The sequence below is a fragment of the Mesorhizobium sp. M0698 genome, assembly GCF_040320455.1.
Lineage (GTDB): Bacteria > Pseudomonadota > Alphaproteobacteria > Rhizobiales > Rhizobiaceae > Mesorhizobium.
This window is the reverse complement of record NZ_JAMYPQ010000003.1, coordinates 343,743-362,632: the sequence shown is the minus strand read 5'-3', so window position 1 is coordinate 362,632 and position 18,890 is coordinate 343,743. Positions and strand designations below refer to the sequence as shown.

The following is an 18,890-nucleotide window of genomic DNA, read 5'->3' as shown; positions in this document are numbered from 1 at the left end:
GGAGCCGAGACTTAACATTCACGGCATCACTGGCAAGGTCCGGATATGGCGCAAAACAGACTTAGCCCCTGCCTGATGAGCGGTGCTTTCTCAGTGTGAGTTCGTCCCCCCATCACACCAAACTCCCCTGCTCCGCCTCCTCCGCATTGGGATCCCCCGGTGCCGTTGCCCAGGCGAGCTCCACCAGCGTCACCGTCCGCCGGCCGGCTCCGTCGAGCTGGCATACGATCAGCCCCTGCTCCTCGATATAGGTCAGCAGGCGCCGGGCGCGGCGCAGCGAGTGCGAGCCGTAGGCGCGGGCGATTGCCGCGTCGCTCGGGCAGGGCCAGCCCTCCTTGGCGGCGCGAGCGATCATCATGAACACGCCTTGCATGTCCTCGGGCAGCAGCGAGGCGCGCGCCGAGACGTCCTGCCAGGCGTCGTCGCCCGCCATGTCGGAGCCGAGGCCGGCGCGGGCGCGGGTCAGCATGCGGCGGAACTCGGGCAGGTCCGGCACGACCGAGGCGAGGCCCTCGATGCGGCAGCGGACCACGAACTCCTGATAAAGCACGCCGATGACCCGGAAGCCGGCATCGGGTTGCGCCAGCACGGCGCGCAGCACCCGGTCGACGCGCTCGCGCCGCTCCGCCAAATCCTCGGCGCTGATTTGCGCCTCCGCTGCTTCCGGGCGGATTTCCAGCGCCGCCGACTTCGCCGCCATCAGCTGATCGAGTAGATCCGGCGACGAGCGGCGCTGCGGCCGGACGGTTTCCGGCGGCGGGGCCGCCAGGATGATCGCACGGGCATCCTCCAACGCCGATTCCGGCAGCGGCATCAGGCGCGGGGTCGCGTTGCGCGGGCTTGTATCTGTCGGGCCGATGCGCAAGCCGAGCGGACGGCGCGACAGCGCCGGGCCGAGCGCCATGAATTGCCCGCGCTCGAGGTCGCGAAAGGCCTCGGCCTGGCGCCGCTCCATGCCGAGAAGGTCGGCGGCGCGCGCCATGTCGATATCGAGAAAAGTCCGGCCCATGAGGAAATTGGAAGCCTCGGCGGCGACGTTCTTGGCAAGCTTGGCCAGCCGCTGGGTGGCGATGATCCCGGCCAGCCCGCGTTTGCGGCCACGGCACATCAGATTGGTCATGGCGCCGAGCGAGAGCTTGCGCGCCTCGTCCGAAACCTCGCCGGCGACGGCCGGCGCGAACAGCTGCGCCTCGTCCACCACCACCAGCATCGGGTACCAGTGGTCGCGGGCGACCTCGAAAAGCCCGCCGAGGAAGGCGGCGGCGCGCCGCATCTGGTTCTCGGCGTCGAGCCCCTCGAGATTGAGCACCGTGGAGACGCGGTGGATGCGCGCCCGCTCGCCGGCGCTCTGCAGGCCGCGCTCGGTATGCTCCTCGGCGTCGATCACCAGATGGCCAAAACGGTCGCCCAGCGTCACGAAGTCGCCTTCGGGGTCGATGATGGTCTGCTGCACCCAGGGCGCGCTCTGCTCCAAGAGCCGGCGCAGCAGGTGGGACTTGCCGGAGCCCGAATTGCCCTGCACCAGAAGCCGCGTCGCCAGCAGTTCCTCAAGATCCAGCGCCGCCGGGGCGCCTGCGCTCGTCTGGCCCATCTCGATCGCAACGGTCATGTCTCGACTCTCCTTGCGGAGAGGGCTTATCAACCGCATCACAGCCCGTCGAGCGCGCCATGGCCGGCGCTCCGTGTTGCGCACAGGCTGGATGTCGCGGACGATCGAGGATACGGAACGTACCGTTTCGATTCGATAAGGCTTGTCTCTTCAGGTCGAAAACCGGTACCCGCCTTTCACCGGCTGGGCCTGCCTGGCTTTCTGCGAGCCGGCGCGCGCGGCCGCCGCAAGAATGCTCTCCATCAGGTCCTTTTCGCGCAGCGGTTTGCCGAGCAGCGGCACGTCGGGGGGCCGGTCGGCGATCGCGTCGGCATCGGCATATCCCGTTATCATCACCGCCGGCCAATCGGACCGCAGATTCCGGGCGAACCGAATGACCTCCAGGCCCGAGACGAGCGGCATGGCAAAATCGGTGACGATGACATCGAAATCGTACGGCGCCCGCTCGATCATCGCCAGCGCTTCGGCACCGCCCCCGGCACAGGTAACCGCAAAGCCGTGTTGGCGAAGCGATTGCGCCGTCAGTTCCCGTAGTACATTGCTGTCGTCGATCAGCAGGACCGATGGATAGTCCTCGCCGGCATTCCCGACGCTGTCGTCGGCATCGGACTTCTCGGCGATTTCCACCGGGCGCTCGATTGAACGCGGCAGCCAGAGCTGGACGGATGTTCCACTGCCGACGGTGCTTTCAATGCGAAGCGTGCCGCCCGATTGCTTGACGAAACCATGCACCGTGCTCAGACCGAGGCCAGTGCCTTTGCCGACCGGTTTTGTGGTGAAGAACGGTTCTACGACCTTGGCGAGAATGTCAGCCGGTATGCCCGACCCCGTGTCCTTGACCGTGACCACGACATAGTCGCCCGCCGAAATATCCTCGGCTGCACTGCCTAGCGTTCGATTTTGCGCCTCCACGATTATCGTGCCGCCGGACGGCATGGCATCGCGCGCGTTGAAGACCAGGTTCATCAGCGCGAGCTCCAGCTGGCTGGCATCGACATGCGCCGGCCACACAGTGTCGTCGACAAGCCAATCGAAACGGATCAGGCCGCCCAGGACCGGGGCCACCAACCCGTTCATTGTATCGCCGAGCGCGGCGAGGCGCACGGCCTGCGGCCGCAGCGTCTGGCGGCGCGAGAAGGCAAGCATGCGGTTGACGAGCTCGGCGCCTTGTTTTGCCGACCGGCGTGTCAGTTCCAGAACCTGCCTGGTCTGTCCGTCGAACTCGGCATGGCGCTCGAGCAATCCCAATCCGCTGAGAATTGCGGCAAGCAGATTGTTGAAATCATGCGCCAGGCCGCCGGTAAGCTTGCCGATCGCGTCGAGGCGCTGCGACTGCAGCAGCTGGTCCTCAAGCTCGCGCCGCTCGGTAACGTCCAGCAATGTGCCGAGGATCTCGGGGTTCCGGCCGTCGGAGCCATTCGACAGGACGCCCTGGTCGAGAAAAATCCGGTAATTGCCGTCGGCGCATTGCCAGCGGAATTCGCAGGTGTAGGAGCCGGTGGCCTTGGCTGCGAGCAGGACCTCCCTCACTCTCGGCAGATCGTCGGGATGAACGCGGCTCAGGCCGAAGCCTGGATCGGCGGTCAGCCGTTCCGCAGGAAAGCCGGTCAGGCGTTCGACCCCTTCGGTGACAAAGCTGGCGCCGAACGGCGGCTCCGCCGCCCTTGCGTGGAAGCAGACCGGAAGAGAGCTCAAAATGGCATGCTGCCGCTCCTGTGCGCTGCGCAGCGCCCGCTCGGCCTCGAGCTTTTCCTTCTGCGCCTGCAGTGCCTGGGCCAGCAGCCGTTGCTCGGCAGCCGCCTTTTGCTGGATTTCGAGCGTCTTCTCATGAAGTTCGACGAACACGGCAACCTTGGAACGCAGCATGGCCGGGTCGAAAGGCTTGAACACGTAATCCACCGCGCCGGCGTCGTAGCCGCGCAGCATGTGCGCGTCTTCCTTGTTGATGGCGGTGAGAAAAATTATCGGCGTTCGCCTGGATTGCTCGCGCTGGCGGATCAATCCCGCGGTCTCGTAGCCATCCAGCCGGGGCATCAGCACGTCCAGCAGGATGACTGCGAAATCCTCCTTCAGCAGTGCGCGCAACGCCTCTTCGCCCGACTGCACGCAGACGACTTCACCGATAGGGGCCAGAACCTCGCCGATCGCCAGCAGATTGCGCTCGTCGTCATCCACGGCCAGGATGCGCGCCTTTGCCGGCCCCGCTGCCGGCGCCATGACCTCCAGCTTCCTTGCTCCGTTTCTCGACAGCTTCTGCATCGAGCGGCCGTCAGTTCACTGCCATGAGCGTCTTTTCCGGACCATGGACACGGGATCGCGAACGGCCGATCCAGACACGCAGCAATGCCAACAGCAGATCGAGGTCGACAGGCTTGGCGATGTAGTCGGAGGCGCCGGCGTCGAGGCACTTCTGCCGGTCGCCCTTCATTGCCTTGGCTGTGACCGAGATCAATGGGATATGGGCGATCGCCGGCATGCTGCGGATCTGCCGCATCGTCTCGTAGCCATCCATTTCCGGCATCATGATATCGATCAGTGCCGCATCGATGTCCGGGCTCTGCTCCAGAAGCGCGATACCTTCCCGGCCGCGCTCCGCATGCAGCACCTGGATGTCATAGGTCTCGAGAACGCTAGTAAGCGAATAGATGTTGCGGATGTCGTCGTCGACGATGAGGACCTTTGCGCCGGCGAGGTCGAATTTGTCCGGCTGTTCGGCTGCCGCACCATCGTTTTCGTGGCCTCGCCCGGGGAGTGTTGCCGACATCAGGAGAGCCAGCTGCGCGAAATTCTCCGCCCGCGGAACATCCGCCAATGCCGGATGCAAGGCGAGCGACTGTTGCAGCGCTTCCGGATGAGGCGCAAAGAACAGCAGTCGCGACACCGACTGCCCGAACAGGACGGCAATCTCATCCAGCATCTGGGCGTTGTCCTTGGCCGAGCGGCCAAAGCCGAGCACAACGGCATCATAGTTGGCGATGCCGATTTCGTCCGCATTCGCCGCGACGCGGCCGATCGCCGTAACCGAGGTGACGCCGTCGCGGATCGCCTCGATCAGCGAAAGGCGGCGCTCGGGATCGGGATCGGCAATCAGGACGCGGCTCTGGACGCGGAGCTTTCTGGAATGAATATCCTGGAAGACCTTCATCAGTTCGTCCGACGATACGGGCTTGGTTGAAATGCTGGATGCACCCTTGCGGGCAAGCACCTCGATGTCTTCGGCGCCCGAGATGACATGAACGGGAATGTCCTTGGTTTTCGGGTCATGGCGAAGCAGATCGAACAACACCCAGCCGTCGATATCCGATAGTCCGAGATCGAGCGTAATCGCGTCGGGAACCAGCTTGCGTGCCAAAGCCAGCGTGCCGGAGCCCGCGGTCGACAGGACGCCTTTCAGCCCGGCCGAACGTGCAAGGCCGAGCAGCAAACCGCCGAAGGTCGGGTCGTCCTCGACGATCAGCACGACCCGATCTTCAGACGAGATCATGTCGCGGTCATCGAGCAATTCGGAGGACGGCGGGCTCGGCTGCGCTGTCGTCGCGGCCACCTCCATCGCCGGCAGCAACGCCGCTTGCGGGGCCAAGGCCATCCGGGGTCCGTCGAATGGAATGACCAGAGTGAACGTCGAACCCTTGCCCGGCGTGCTCTCGACCCGCAATTCGCCGCCGAGCAGCCGGGCAATCTCCCGGCTGATCGAGAGCCCAAGCCCGGTGCCGCCATATTTGCGGCTGGTGGTGCCGTCGGCCTGCTGGAAGGCCTCGAAAATCAGCTTCTGCTTGTCTTGCGGAATACCGATGCCGGTATCGCTGACCACGATCGCGAGCGCCTCCATCGGTTGCGCCGAGCCGTTGTGACGGCCCGTCGTTTCGGCCCGGAAATTCAAGCGGACCTCGCCTTGCGAGGTGAACTTGAACGCGTTCGACAAAAGGTTGAGCACGATTTGCTGCAACCGCTTCTCGTCGGTGCGGACGGTCTCCGGCAGCTCGGGGTCGACATTGATGGTGAAGCCAAGTCCCTTGTCGGTCGCCAGCTGCCGGAAGGTTCGCTCCATATGCTGGCGAAGATGCACCACGGGCATATCGTTGATATCGATCGAGACGGTGCCCGATTCGATCTTCGACAGGTCGAGGATGTCGTTGATGAGGCTCAAGAGGTCGGTGCCGGCCGAATTGATGGTGCGCGCGAACTCGACCTGCTTGTCGTTGAGATTGCCCTGCTGGTTGGTTGCGAGCAGGTTTGAAAGGATGAGCAGCGAGTTCAGCGGCGTGCGCAGTTCGTGGCTCATATTGGCGAGGAATTCCGACTTGTATTTCGAGGTAAGCGCCAGCTGCTCGGCCTTCTCCTCCAGCGCCCGCCGCGCCATCTCGATTTCCAGGTTCTTGTTCTCCACCTGCTTCTTTTCGTTCTCGAGCAGCTGCGCCTTTTCCTGCAGCTCCTCATTGGTGGCGTGCAGCTCCTCCTGCTTCTTGGTCAGTTCGGTCTGACGCGCCTGCAATTCCGAGGTCAGCAGCTGCGACTGCTTGAGCAGGCCTTCGGTGCGCATGGTGGCGGCGATGGTGTTGAGAACGATGCCGACGGATTCCATCAGCTGGTTGAGGAACGACTGGTGCGTGTCGCGGAATTCGCTGAACGAGGCGAGTTCGATGACGGCCTTCACCTCGTCTTCGAACAGAGCCGGAAGAATGATCACGTTCGCCGGCGCGGCATTGCCAAGGCCGGAGGTAACGCGCAGGAAATTCGGCGGCACATTGTCCAGCATGATGGCGCGCTTGTCGGCGGCACTCTGCCCGACAAGGCCTTCGCGCAGATCGAGGCGTTGCTTGATCTCCGCCTTGCTTTCGGCGCCATAGGAGGCGGCGAGCTCCAGATAGAATTCATCCTCGTCGCGGTTGGTCACGTAGAACACGCCATATTGCGCATTCACCAGCGGGGCGAGTTCGGACATGATGAGGCGCGAGATCGTGGCCAGGTCGCGCTCGCCCTGCAGCATGCGCGAGAAGCGGGCGAGATTGGTCTTCAGCCAGTCCTGCTCGGCATTCTTCAGCGTCTGGTCCTTCAAATTGCGGATCATCTCGTTGATGTTGTCTTTCAGCGCCGCCACCTCGCCGGAGGCCTGGACGCTGATCGAGCGGGTCAGATCGCCCTTGGTCACCGCCGTCGACACCTCGGCGATGGCGCGCACCTGGGTGGTCAGGTTGGCCGCCAGCTGATTGACGTTGTCGGTCAGGTCACGCCAAAGGCCGGCAGCGCCGGGCACCCGGGCCTGGCCGCCGAGCTTGCCTTCGATGCCCACCTCGCGGGCGACGTTGGTCACCTGGTCGGCGAAGGTCGCCAGCGTCTCGATCATGCCGTTGATGGTGTCGGCGAGCGAAGCGATCTCGCCCTTGGCGTCGACCGTCAGCTTGCGCTTGAGATTGCCTTGCGCGACCGCGGTCACGACATCGGCGATGCCGCGCACCTGGTTGGTCAGGTTCGTCGCCATTAGATTGACGTTGTCGGTCAGGTCCTTCCAGGTGCCGGCAACGCCCTCGACCCGCGCCTGGCCGCCGAGCTTGCCCTCGGTGCCGACCTCGCGGGCGACACGCGTCACTTCGCCGGCAAAGGAGTTCAGCTGGTCGACCATGGTGTTGATCGTCGATTTCAGCTCCAGGATCTCGCCCTTGACGTCGACGGTGATCTTCTTCGACAGGTCGCCGCGCGCCACAGCGGTGGTCACCTCGGCGATGTTGCGGACCTGGCCGGTCAGGTTCTCGGCCATCGAATTCACATTGTCGGTCAGATCCTTCCAGGTGCCGGCAACGCCGCGCACCTGCGCCTGGCCGCCGAGCTTGCCTTCGGTGCCGACCTCGCGCGCAACGCGCGTCACCTCCGAGGCAAAGGAATTCAGCTGGTCGACCATCGTATTGATGGTGTCCTTGAGCTCGAGGATCTCGCCGCGCACATCGACCGTGATCTTCTTCGACAGGTCGCCCAGCGCCACTGCCGTCGTCACCTCGGCGATGTTGCGCACCTGGCCGGTCAGGTTGGCAGCCATCGCATTGACATTGTCGGTCAAGTCTTTCCAGGTGCCGGCAACGCCGCGCACCTGCGCCTGGCCGCCGAGCTTGCCGTCCGAACCGACCTCGCGCGCCACGCGCGTCACCTCGGAGGCGAAGGAATTCAGCTGGTCGACCATCGTGTTGATGACGTCCTTGATCTGCAGGATCTCGCCCAGCGCATCGACGGTGATCTTCTGGGTCAAATCGCCGGTCGCAATTGCCGTCGCCACCTTGGAGACGTCGCGCAACTGCACGGTCAGATTGCCGGCCATGGCGTTGACGTTGTCGGTCAGATCCTTCCAGGTGCCGCCGACACCCTCGACATGCGCCTGGCCGCCGAGCTTGCCTTCCGACCCCACTTCGCGCGCCACACGCGTCACTTCCGAGGCGAAGGAATTAAGCTGGTCGACCATCGTGTTGACGGTATCCTTGAGCTCCAGGATTTCGCCCTTGACGTCGACGGTGATCTTCTTCGACAGGTCGCCGCGGGCAACGGCGGTCGTCACCTCGGCGATGTTGCGGACCTGGCCGGTCAGATTGGCGGCCATCAGGTTGACGTTATCGGTCAGGTCTTTCCAGGTGCCGCCGACCCCTTTCACCTCGGCCTGGCCGCCGAGCTTGCCTTCGGTTCCGACCTCGCGCGCCACACGCGTCACTTCCGAAGCGAAGGAATTGAGCTGGTCGACCATCGTGTTGATGGTGTCCTTGAGCTCGAGGATTTCGCCTTGCACGGCGACAGTGATCTTCTTCGACAGGTCGCCCGAAGCGACCGCAGTCGTCACCTCGGCGATGTTGCGCACCTGGCCGGTCAGGTTCTCGGCCATCGAATTGACGTTGTCGGTCAGGTCCTTCCAGGTGCCGGCAACGCCGCGCACCTGAGCCTGGCCGCCGAGCTTGCCCTCGGTGCCGACCTCGCGGGCGACGCGCGTCACCTCGCCGGCAAATGAATTCAGCTGGTCGACCATGGTGTTGATAGTCGATTTCAGCTCGAGGATCTCGCCCTTGACGTCGACGGTGATCTTCTTCGACAGGTCGCCCAGCGCCACAGCCGTCGTCACCTCGGCTATATTGCGCACCTGGCCGGTCAGGTTCTCGGCCATCAGGTTGACGTTGTCGGTCAGGTCCTTCCAGGTGCCGCCGACACCTTCGACGCGCGCCTGGCCGCCGAGCTTGCCTTCTGTACCGACTTCGCGCGCGACGCGCGTCACTTCCGAGGCGAAGGAATTGAGCTGGTCGACCATCGTGTTGATGGTGTTCTTGAGTTCGAGGATTTCGCCCTTCACGTCGACGGTAATCTTCTTCGACAGGTCGCCGGAAGCGACGGCGGTCGTCACCTCGGCGATGTTGCGCACCTGCCCGGTCAGGTTCGTCGCCATCGCGTTGACGTTGTCGGTCAGGTCCTTCCAGGTCCCGGCCACACCTTTCACGCGGGCCTGGCCGCCGAGCTTGCCTTCGGTGCCGACCTCGCGCGCCACGCGCGTCACTTCCGAGGCGAAGGAGGCCAGTTGCCCGACCATGGTGTTGACGATCTTGCCGATTCGCAGAAACTCGCCGCGCAGCTGCCGGCCGTCGATTTCGACCATCATCGTCTGCGACAGGTCACCCTTGGCCACCGCGCCGATGACGCGCGCCACTTCGGCCGTCGGCTGAACCATGTCCTCGATCAGATCGTTGACGGAACGGACGCTCGATTCCCAGCTGCCGGTGGCGTTGCGGACACGGCCGCGTTCGCCGATCCGGCCATCCTTGCCGACGACCTTGCTGAGGCGTTCGAACTCGCGCGTGACCTGATCGTTGAGTTCTACGATTTCGTTGAAGGTGTCGGCGATCTCGGAATCAAGGCCGGCGTAGACATTGTCGATACGAACGGAGAAATCACCGCTCCGAAAAGCCTTCAGCGCGTTCAGTATTTGACGGTGGTCCAATTGCCTTGTGGATGCAAGCACGCTCACAGCGCCCCTCCCAGCTCACGGATTTCTTGAATGTCCTGGTGAAACTGTCCCCTGCGGCCGACACAACTCCCCGCAAGCGCAAGAACGCGGCATGCTCGATTTGGTTCCAGACGAAATTGCCGCTATGCGGCAGGAATTTCGCAGCCGCATTCACGAAACGACGAGCAACAAAGATCCATAATGATGTATCGATCAATATTTCTGCCCAACGGAACATCTCGAAAAAACTCTCGTTGGTATAGATCGCGATAGAGCGATGCAACTCGATGGAGACACTAAGATGATGAAAATTCTCTCTGCATCCCTACTTGCTATCGGCCTGGCCACATCTGCCATGGCACAATCCATGGACTCCGGGACCGGTAGCGCCGATGGCAATACCGGCGTCAACACAGGCACTTCCGGCGGCAACACCGGGACCGGCAGCGCAGCTACCCCGAACACGATCGATCCGAACGCAACGAACTCTACCACGCCGCAGACAAACGGTATGGAGGACCGCTGCAAGGATACGGCGGGCATCGATACCGACAACAACACCCCCAGCGGCGCTATGACGTCGGATATGCAGAACTGCAACAAGTAACGGAGTTTTGCGCAGCGATCATTTCAGCCCGCTGCCTGGTCGAGTCCCGGTGCTCGCGGTTCAAACCACAGCCAGAAAAATGCACAGACCGGGCACGGGCTCACTACTTCTGAATGGATCGGCGAGCCCAAGTAGGGCGGCCGATTACACTAGTCTCAGCTAGGTTCTGCGACGGCCAGCCCGGACGGGCGGGCGGCCGTTCTGCTGATTTTCGCGGAGAGAACTGGTGGAGCCAATCGGAATCGAACCGACGACCTCTTGAATGCCATTCAAGCGCTCTCCCAACTGAGCTATGGCCCCACTCCGGCAGTTCACCGGCGCCGTTTCCGGCGAAGAGATCCGGCGCGGGTTCTAGACCGCGCCGTTAGTGATGGCGGCTTCTAACCCCGCCCTCAGTCAATATCAAGCCTTCAAGAACCGCTTTTTCTAGGCAGCGCCGCGAAAGCCGGCGAATGCGGTTCGCTCAGACTTCGTCGTCGTCTTCGCCGACGCCGATCATGTCGGCAACGTCGTCGTCTTCTTCCTCCTCGTCGGCGAGGAACGTGTCATCCTCGTCATCGCCAAGGTCAACGTCGTCTTCGTCATCGCCGAGATCGGGAAGCTCGTCGGCCTTCGCGTCCTCGTCCGCCTCTTCGAGCGAGACGACCTCGACGCCCTCTTCCTCCTCGGCGTCCACTTCCTTCTCGGCAACTTCCTCTTCCTCCTCGAGGGCGGCGATCTTGCCTTCCTCGAAATAGGAGCGCGGATAGCTCTTGCCCGTGTAAGGCGAGACGATCGGGTCCTTGTTCAAGTCATAGAATTTTCGACCTGTCTCCGGGTCGATGCGTTTGGTGCCAAGTTCGGGTTTTGCCACAGCAAGCCTCGTCGATGAAAGTTTGGTCCCCTTAACCAGAGTTTACGGCGCTGTCAAAGCGAAAAGCCGGCGTCCCAAAAAGCTTGAATTCGAAGGCCTTCATACCAAGGGGATGACCATTTCGGTACGCCATGATAGGAGACCCCCGCAAACCAGCAGAAAATGGCCGGCCGCCGGCGTTTCCAGGAAAGAACCATGTCGCACACTGCCGCCCCGAAGCAGGCCACCGCCCGCAAATCATCTGGCCTTTCAGGCGCGGCACGGGTGCCGGGCGACAAGTCGATCTCGCACCGCTCGTTCATGTTCGGTGGCCTGGCCTCCGGCGAAACCCGCATCACCGGGCTGCTGGAAGGCGAGGACGTGATGCGTACGGGCGCTGCCATGAAGGCGATGGGCGCTCATATCGAGAAGCATGGCGCTGAGTGGGTGATCCGCGGTACCGGCAACGGCGCGCTGCTGCAGCCGGAAGGCGCGCTCGACTTCGGCAATGCCGGCACCGGCTCACGCCTCACCATGGGCCTGGTCGGCACCTATGACATGGAAACCACCTTCATCGGCGACGCCTCGCTGTCGGGCCGGCCGATGGGCCGCGTGCTCGAACCGCTTCGCCAGATGGGCGTGCAGGTGCTGAAGGCGACGCCCGGCGACCGCATGCCGATCACGATGCACGGGCCCAAGCACGCCGCGCCGATCACCTACCGCGTGCCGATGGCATCGGCGCAAGTCAAGTCGGCGGTGCTGCTGGCTGGGCTGAACACGCCGGGCATCACCACCGTCATCGAGCCGGTTATGACGCGCGACCACACCGAAAAGATGCTCAAGGGGTTCGGCGCCAATCTGTCGGTCGAGACCGACGAGCGCGGCGTGCGCCACATTTTCATCGAAGGCCAGGGCAAGCTCACCGGCCAGACGATCGCGGTGCCTGGCGACCCCTCCTCGGCCGGCTTTCCGCTGGTGGCGGCGCTGATCGTGCCGGGTTCGGACATTACCATCGAAAACGTGCTGATGAACCCGACCCGCACAGGCCTTCTGCTGACGCTGCAGGAAATGGGCGCCCGGATCGACATTCTCGAGCGCCGCAATGAAGGCGGCGAAGACGTCGCCGACCTGCGCGTGCGTTACTCCGAGCTGAAAGGCGTCACCGTGCCGCCCGAACGGGCGCCGACCATGATCGACGAGTATCCGGTGCTTGCCGTGGCGGCGAGCTTCGCCGAGGGCGAGACGCTGATGCTCGGGCTGGAAGAGCTGCGCGTGAAGGAATCCGACCGGCTGTCGGCAGTGGCCGAAGGGCTGAAGCTCAACGGCGTGGACTGCAGCGAAGGCGAGGCCTCGCTTGTCGTGCGCGGAAAACCCGGCGGCAAGGGCCTCGGCCAGCATCCCAACGGACAGGGCACCATCGTCCAGACCCATCTCGATCACCGCATCGCCATGAGTTTTCTGGTGATGGGGCTGGCGACGGAAAAGCCCGTGACCATCGACGACCAGGCGATGATCGCGACGAGTTTTCCGGAGTTCATGGGCCTGATGAAGGGGCTCGGTGCGGAGATTGAATGAAATATGTCTGCGTACATTGGAAGCACGAGCGGCCGGAGCAACCATCTCATCTCTGGTATGAGATTGCCGACGACAACTATCAGTCGAGAACAATAGAGTTCTATCGGGACGGTTCAGTCGGTTTTGCGTCACGTGGCGTCGCGCCAGATGGATCAGAGGACCTCGAAGTTGGCGGGACAACGAACTCAGACCAACCTTTTCCGGACCTCGACGAGATCAACGCTGATCCTGTATTTGAGGCGGTGGAAGTCACGGCGGCAGAGTTTGAAAAGCGTTGGCAGCAGGCGCTTGCCTCGCGACGGCATATGACGGCGTCCTTCACCATCGCCATCGACGGACCTGCCGGTGCCGGCAAAGGCACCCTTGCCCGGCGGCTGGCCGATCACTATCGGCTGAACCTGCTCGACACCGGCCTTACCTATCGCGCGGTGGCGCATGCGCTGCTCCGGCTCGGCCTGCCGCTCGACAATGTCTCGGCCGCTGAAACCGCGGCTCGTCAGGTCGATCTGGCAAAGCTCGACCGCGCCGTGCTTTCGGCACACGCGGTCGGCGAGGCGGCTTCGAAAGTGGCTGTCATCCCGTCGGTCCGGCGCATACTGGTCGACAAGCAGCGCGACTTTGCAAAAACCCCGCCGGGTGCGGTGCTCGACGGCCGCGACATCGGCACCGTCGTCTGTCCCGATGCCGACGTAAAACTCTATGTCACGGCCAGCGCCGAGGTGCGGGCAAAGCGGCGGCTGGACGAAATCGAGAGCATCGGCGGCACTGCCAATTTCGATGAAATCCTTGCCGATATCGTGCGCCGCGACGAGCGCGACATGGGCCGCATGGACTCGCCCTTGAAGCCGGCGGCCGATGCGCACTTGCTCGACACGTCGGAAATGGCTATAGAGGCCGCGTTTCTGGCAGCTCAGGTGATCATCGACAACGTCCTGGCCAAGAGAAACGAAGCCTGAGCCGGGTTTTCCTGCCGCCGCCGATTGCCGGCGACAACAAGAATTCCCATATCGGGTATGAACCAGCCTGCCAGCATTCTTCATGCGCCGGAATTGCCGCTCAAGGGCGGCCAAGGGCTTTTTGCCCGGAACGCCGGCAGGCCAACGCAACGCTAACCCACGGCGCCCGCCCCGCGACAGATTGCGGGGCATTCCAGGAGAAACTATGTCAGTTGCAAATCCCACTCGCGATGATTTCGCGAGCCTGCTCGAAGAATCATTTTCCGCCGGCCATTCCGGCGAAGGCCAGGTCGTCAAGGGCATCATCACTGCCATTGAAAAGGACATGGCCATCATCGACGTCGGCCTCAAGGTCGAAGGCCGCGTGCCGCTGAAGGAATTCGGCGTCAAGGGCAAGGACACGACGCTCAAGGTCGGCGACACGGTCGAGGTCTATGTCGAGCGTATCGAGAACGCGCTTGGCGAAGCCATGCTGTCGCGCGAAAAGGCCCGCCGCGAAGAGAGCTGGGTCCGTCTCGAAGAGAAGTTCACCAAGGGCGAACGCGTCGAAGGCGTCATCTTCAACCAGGTCAAGGGCGGCTTCACCGTCGACCTCGACGGCGCCGTGGCTTTCCTGCCGCGGAGCCAGGTCGATATCCGCCCGATCCGCGACGTCTCGCCGCTGATGCACAACCCGCAGCCCTTCGAGATCCTAAAGATGGATCGCCGCCGCGGCAACATCGTGGTGTCGCGCCGCACCGTGCTTGAGGAAAGCCGCGCCGAACAGCGTTCGGAAATCGTGCAGAATCTCGAAGAAGGCCAGGTGGTCGAAGGCGTCGTCAAGAACATCACCGACTATGGTGCGTTCGTCGACCTCGGCGGCATCGACGGCCTGCTGCACGTCACCGACATGGCCTGGCGCCGTGTCAACCATCCGACCGAAATCCTCAACATCGGCCAGACGGTCAAGGTGCAGATCATCCGCATCAACCAGGAAACCCACCGCATCTCGCTCGGCATGAAGCAGCTCGAGAGCGACCCGTGGTCCGAGATCGGCACCAAGTTCCCGATCGGCAAGAAGATCAAGGGTACCGTCACCAACATCACCGACTACGGCGCGTTCGTCGAGCTGGAGCCGGGCATCGAAGGCCTCATCCACGTTTCGGAAATGTCGTGGACCAAGAAGAACGTGCATCCCGGCAAGATCCTGTCGACGACGCAGGAAGTCGACGTGGTGGTGCTCGAAGTCGATCCGGCCAAGCGCCGTATCTCGCTCGGCCTCAAGCAGACGCTGGAGAACCCGTGGGAGGCCTTCGCGCGCAGCCATCCGGTCGGCAGCCAGGTCGAGGGCGAGGTCAAGAACAAGACCGAGTTCGGCCTGTTCATCGGCCTCGAAGGCGACGTCGACGGCATGGTCCACCTTTCCGACCTCGACTGGACCCGTCCGGGCGAGCAGGTGATCGAAGAGTACAATCGCGGTGACATGGTCAAGGCGCAGGTGCTCGACGTCGACATAGACAAGGAGCGCATCTCGCTCGGCATCAAGCAGCTGGCCAAGGACACGGTCGGCGAAGCAGCGACGTCAGGCGAACTGCGCAAGAACGCAGTCGTCACCTGCGAGGTTATCGGCGTGAAGGATGGCGGTCTGGAAGTGCGGCTGGTCGACAGCGGCATCGAGACCTTCATCAAGCGCTCCGATCTCAGCCGTGACCGCGACGAGCAGCGCCCCGAGCGCTTCACCGTCGGCCAGAAGGTCGACGCCCGCGTCATCGCCTTCGACAAGAAGACCCGCAAGCTGCAGGTCTCGATCAAGGCGCTGGAAATCGCCGAAGAGAAGGAAGCGGTCGCCCAATACGGTTCGACCGACTCCGGCGCTTCGCTGGGCGACATCCTTGGCGCCGCGCTGAAGAAGCAGGGCAGCTAAGCCAACACCGCGCCTCGCGCGGGTTATAAACGAAACAAAAAAAGCCCCGCCGGAACGATCCGGCGGGGCTTTTGCTTGTGACCTTTTGCTTGTGACGAGCCGCAGGCTCAGGCCCGGCCGTAGAGTGGCACCAGCGTGCCGCTGATCGCCATGTTGGCCGGCGAGGCGAGATAGGCAATGGCCTCGGCGGCCGCTTCAAGGCTGACCCATCTGCTGAAATCTGCGTTCGGCATGTCAGCCCGGTTGGCCGGCGTGTCAAGCGTCGAGGGCGCCACGGCGTTGACCAGGATGCCGTTGCCCTTCAGCTCTTCGGCCATCGCCACAGTCATCGCGGCGACTGCCGCCTTGGCGGCGGCGTAGGCCACCTTGCCGGAGCCGCGCCGCGGATCGAGCCCGGCTCGCGCGGTGACATTGACGATGCGGCCCGGCACGGAAGATCCCAGCATCGAGCGTATCGCCGCGCGGCAGCACAGAAAGGTGGTGCGGGCATTGGTGTCCATCATCTCGGCGAAGGAGGCGGGTTCGATCTTCTCGACCGGCGCCGCGGTGAAGCCGCCGGCAAGATGCACCGATGCCCATAAATCTGGAACGCTGGCATAGAAGGCGTCGACCTTGGCAGGGTCGGCAAGGTCGACATTGTGCGCCAGCCTGACGCGGTCATGCGCCGGAAAGGGAAAATGCGCAGGCGCGGCAGCGTGGGCATTGGGCACATGGCAGATCGCGCCCTGCTCCAGCAGTTTTCCTACGACCGCGCCGCCAAGGGCACCGGTGCCGCCGGTCACCACGATATGTCTGCCGTCCAGTGTTTCCGTCATATTCGACCGCTCCGTCATTGCGCGCCGCCGATGCGGAAGGTCGCGCCTTTCGCGCGATCACTCAACCGAAATCTCGATGACGTAAGGTCGTCCAGTCGCCCGCGCGCGCCCAAGCGCGTCCGCCAAGCCGCCGGTGCCGGAAATCCGCTCGGCGGCAATGCCGTAGGCTTCGGCCAATTTGCAGAAATCCGGCGGTGCCGGGGAGACGCCGACCGGCTCGACGCCGACGTCGAGCATCGAGGTCTCGATCTCGCGGTAGCCGCGATTGTTCCAGACTGTGAAGATCACCGGCGCCGCAGCGTCGAGCGCGGCGCCCAGTTCCGGCAGGGTGAACTGGAAGCCGCCGTCGCCGGTGAGGCAAACGACCGGCGCCTCAGGCCTGGCAAGGGCGGCACCGATCGCCGCTGGCGGGCCATAGCCGAGCGCGCCGAAGCCGGTGGCGGCGTTGAACCAGCCGCCCGGCCGGTCGTGATCGTAGTAGAGGTTGGCGGCGTAGACCGGCTGGGTCGAATCGCCGACGATGATCGCGCCAGGCAGCGTATCACGGATCGTCTCGACGGCGCCCAGTTGCGCCTGCATAGCCGGGCCAATCTCGGCAAAGGCCGCCTGCCGCGTCGCGGCGGCGCGAGCTGCGCCGCCGCCCGATTGCGCCTGGCCCGTGCCGAGTTCGGCATGCAGCGCCTCGAGCGCTGCGCCAGAATCGGCCTGGATCGAAATCCGCGCAGGCCGGCGGGCAAGCTGGTCGGCGCCGATGTCGATGCGGATCAGATTGGCGGGAAGGACAAAACCGCCGTCGCCATAGCCGTCATAGTCGGTCGGACCGAATTCGGTGCCGGCCGCAATGACCAGATCGGCGTCGGCCATCAGCGCACGCACCGCCTTCAGGCTGGGACTGGCCGGCACGCCAAGCGGATGACGATGGAGCAGGCCGCGCGCATTGGCGGTCTGGACGACCGGCGCTCCCAACCTCTCGGCCAGGCGCTGCAACGGCGCTTCGGCAGCTTTGGCGCCGCCACCGGCCAGGATAAGCGGCCGGCGGGCAGACGCGCATAGCCTTGCCGCCTCTGCAATCGCCGCCACATCCGGCTCGGGCGGCGCTGAATTCCGCAGCAGCGGCACGATGCCGTTGGCGGGCATGGTCATGACATCGGTCGGGATCTCGATATGCACCGGACCCGGACGCGAGGATGAGAACAGCGCAAAGGCGCCGGCGAGCACGCCGGGCAGTTCGCCGGCCTCCGTGACACGGTGCGAAAACAGCGCCACCTTCTCCATCATGCCGCGCTGGTCCGGCAATTCATGCAGATGGCCAAGGCCTTTGCCCAGCGTCGGTGTTGCGTTGACGCCGGAGATTACCAGCATCGGCACCGAATCGGCGCGCGCCTGGCCCATGGCGGTGATGGTGTTGGTCAGTCCTGGCCCGGTGATGACGAAGGCGACGCCCGGCTTGCCGCTGGCGCGCGCATAGCCGTCGGCCATGAAGCCGGCGCCCTGCTCGTGGCGCGGCGTGACGTGACGGATATTCGACCGCGCCAGTCCGCGGTAGAGCTCGACCGTGTGCACGCCGGGAATGCCGAACACGATGTCGACGCCGTGCGCTTCCAGCAAGGTGATGAGCGCTTCGCCGATGGTCGTCATTGTCTTAGCACCGGGCGCGTGAGGCAGGTAGGGCCGCCCTCGCAGGCAATGCACAGCGCATCGGCCTCGAATGTCGAGACCGTACAGCCGGCGGCTTGCATGGCAGCCGCCGTCTTCGGAAAACCGGCAACGGCGATAACCTGGCGCGGCGCGGTCGGCAGCACGTTCAGGCTGAGCCCATTCGAGGCGAAGAATTCGTCGGCGTCGCCCTCGACCAGCCGAATGCCGCGTTCGCGCAGCATCTGGTGGAAGGCGACCGGCAGGAGGGGCGCATAGACCAGCGCCAGATCGTCTGCGAGCGGGCTGATCACCGACATCAGATGCAGGCAGGCCTCCTCGCCCTGCCAGAGCGGGAGGTCGAAGCCATAGACCTGGATGCCCTTGGGTGAAAGCAGGTTGGAGAGCTGCTGGATGCCGTGCTGATTGGTGCGCACGCCGCGGCCGACGGCCAGCGTGTTTGCATCCACCCACACGCAGTCGCCGCCCTCGACCTGGCCGGGAGCCTCGATACGGCCGAGGGTGGGGATGCCCATGCGCCCGTAGGCTGCCTCGTGCAGGCCGGGCTCTCGCCGGCGCAGCGCCTTGCCCATGGCAAGGATGACCGCGCCATGGTCGGTCATCAGCGACGGATCGTGGGTAAAGACCGAATCGGCAAGCCCGTCATCGGCGTCGCTCAGCCATTCGATTTCGGCACCTGAGACAGAAATCAGCCTGGCCAGTGCATCATGCTGGGTTGCCGCTTTTTGTGGATCGAAGCCGGGGCCATAGTGCCACTCCAGCGCTTCGGCCCGACGCATGGCGCTGGCGGCGGAGCGCATCAGCACGCGCTGCAGCGGCCCGGCCATCGACTGCGACCCGTATGCTTTGCCCACTAAGTTCTCCTGAAACGCGCCCCTCCTGCCAATAGCCACTCGGCAGGCCGTGATCAATGGTCCAAAAACTGCGGTTGACGGAGGCAAGCGGAACGGTCCATCTTGAGAATCGGAACG

The 18,890-nt window shown here is 63.9% G+C and carries 11 protein-coding genes, 1 tRNA gene and 1 pseudogene; 5 read left to right on the top strand and 8 right to left on the bottom strand.

Annotation, left to right across the window (positions count from 1 at the left end):
• Positions 1–112: 112 nt before the first annotated feature.
• The 3 genes from NKI16_RS09415 to NKI16_RS09405 form a co-directional block, all read right to left on the bottom strand.
• Positions 113–1,609, bottom strand: coding sequence for a helicase HerA domain-containing protein (locus tag NKI16_RS09415; RefSeq protein WP_352568365.1), 1,497 nt, complete (start codon positions 1,607–1,609; stop codon positions 113–115).
• A gap of 150 nt (positions 1,610–1,759) precedes the next feature.
• Complete coding sequence (locus NKI16_RS09410; protein ID WP_502896637.1) at positions 1,760–3,868, bottom strand: PAS domain-containing hybrid sensor histidine kinase/response regulator; 2,109 nt, start codon at positions 3,866–3,868, stop codon at positions 1,760–1,762.
• A gap of 10 nt (positions 3,869–3,878) precedes the next feature.
• On the bottom strand, positions 3,879–9,590 hold the full coding sequence (locus NKI16_RS09405; RefSeq protein WP_352623319.1) for a HAMP domain-containing protein: 5,712 nt from the start codon (positions 9,588–9,590) through the stop codon (positions 3,879–3,881).
• A 286-nt stretch (positions 9,591–9,876) separates the two neighbouring features.
• Here NKI16_RS09405 and NKI16_RS09400 point away from each other — a divergent pair, with 286 nt between their 5' ends.
• A complete protein-coding gene (locus NKI16_RS09400) occupies positions 9,877–10,182 on the top strand; it encodes a hypothetical protein (protein WP_352623313.1) in 306 nt (101 codons plus the stop codon).
• Positions 10,183–10,406: 224 nt separating this feature from the next.
• Here the strand turns inward: NKI16_RS09400 and NKI16_RS09395 are convergent.
• Positions 10,407–10,482, bottom strand: a tRNA-Ala gene (locus NKI16_RS09395).
• Between the two features lie 163 nt (positions 10,483–10,645).
• Positions 10,646–11,035: a TIGR02300 family protein gene (locus NKI16_RS09390; protein WP_023676282.1), complete on the bottom strand. Its 390-nt coding sequence runs from the start codon at positions 11,033–11,035 to the stop codon at positions 10,646–10,648.
• Positions 11,036–11,230: 195 nt separating this feature from the next.
• On the opposite strand from NKI16_RS09390, the gene aroA reads away from it, so the two are divergent.
• The 4 genes and pseudogenes from aroA (at position 11,231) to rpsA (ending at position 15,448) form a co-directional block, all read left to right on the top strand.
• A complete protein-coding gene (gene aroA / locus NKI16_RS09385) occupies positions 11,231–12,589 on the top strand; it encodes a 3-phosphoshikimate 1-carboxyvinyltransferase (RefSeq protein ID WP_352625131.1) in 1,359 nt (452 codons plus the stop codon).
• A pseudogene (locus NKI16_RS09380) lies at positions 12,586–12,864 on the top strand (DUF6881 domain-containing protein); the annotation flags it as partial. The gene aroA and the pseudogene NKI16_RS09380, both read left to right, overlap by 4 nt.
• A gap of 30 nt (positions 12,865–12,894) precedes the next feature.
• Positions 12,895–13,545 (top strand): (d)CMP kinase, encoded by a 651-nt coding sequence (gene cmk / locus NKI16_RS09375; RefSeq protein ID WP_352625169.1) that lies wholly within the window; start codon positions 12,895–12,897, stop codon positions 13,543–13,545.
• A gap of 205 nt (positions 13,546–13,750) precedes the next feature.
• The gene (rpsA, locus tag NKI16_RS09370; protein ID WP_023676278.1) at positions 13,751–15,448 is read left to right on the top strand and encodes a 30S ribosomal protein S1; all 1,698 of its coding nucleotides are present in this window, start codon (positions 13,751–13,753) and stop codon (positions 15,446–15,448) included.
• Positions 15,449–15,555: 107 nt separating this feature from the next.
• On the opposite strand, the gene NKI16_RS09365 is transcribed toward rpsA, so the two are convergent.
• Genes NKI16_RS09365 through NKI16_RS09355 form a run of 3 tightly spaced genes read right to left on the bottom strand, consistent with a single transcriptional unit; the run spans position 15,556 to position 18,746 of the window.
• Entirely contained in the window at positions 15,556–16,263 is a 708-nt protein-coding gene (locus NKI16_RS09365; RefSeq protein WP_352625129.1) for an SDR family NAD(P)-dependent oxidoreductase, read from the bottom strand.
• A gap of 57 nt (positions 16,264–16,320) precedes the next feature.
• A complete protein-coding gene (locus tag NKI16_RS09360; RefSeq protein ID WP_352827994.1) occupies positions 16,321–17,901 on the bottom strand; it encodes a 5-guanidino-2-oxopentanoate decarboxylase in 1,581 nt (526 codons plus the stop codon).
• Positions 17,898–18,746, bottom strand: coding sequence for a dimethylarginine dimethylaminohydrolase family protein (locus NKI16_RS09355; protein ID WP_352568564.1), 849 nt, complete (start codon positions 18,744–18,746; stop codon positions 17,898–17,900). The genes NKI16_RS09360 and NKI16_RS09355 overlap by 4 nt, the downstream gene beginning before the upstream one ends.
• Positions 18,747–18,890 lie beyond the last annotated feature (144 nt).

What these genes read in the sequence shown, in the direction of transcription:
- NKI16_RS09410 (WP_502896637.1), bottom strand. Translation starts at nt 3,868, where the DNA reads ATGCAGAAGCTGTCGAGAAACGGAGCAAGGAAGCTGGAGGTCATGGCG.
- rpsA (WP_023676278.1), top strand. Translation starts at nt 13,751, where the DNA reads ATGTCAGTTGCAAATCCCACTCGCGATGATTTCGCGAGCCTGCTCGAA.
- NKI16_RS09360 (WP_352827994.1), bottom strand. Translation starts at nt 17,901, where the DNA reads ATGACGACCATCGGCGAAGCGCTCATCACCTTGCTGGAAGCGCACGGC.
- aroA (WP_352625131.1), top strand. Translation starts at nt 11,231, where the DNA reads ATGTCGCACACTGCCGCCCCGAAGCAGGCCACCGCCCGCAAATCATCT.
- NKI16_RS09415 (WP_352568365.1), bottom strand. Translation starts at nt 1,609, where the DNA reads ATGACCGTTGCGATCGAGATGGGCCAGACGAGCGCAGGCGCCCCGGCG.
- NKI16_RS09355 (WP_352568564.1), bottom strand. Translation starts at nt 18,746, where the DNA reads ATGGCCGGGCCGCTGCAGCGCGTGCTGATGCGCTCCGCCGCCAGCGCC.
- cmk (WP_352625169.1), top strand. Translation starts at nt 12,895, where the DNA reads ATGACGGCGTCCTTCACCATCGCCATCGACGGACCTGCCGGTGCCGGC.
- NKI16_RS09400 (WP_352623313.1), top strand. Translation starts at nt 9,877, where the DNA reads ATGATGAAAATTCTCTCTGCATCCCTACTTGCTATCGGCCTGGCCACA.
- NKI16_RS09365 (WP_352625129.1), bottom strand. Translation starts at nt 16,263, where the DNA reads ATGACGGAAACACTGGACGGCAGACATATCGTGGTGACCGGCGGCACC.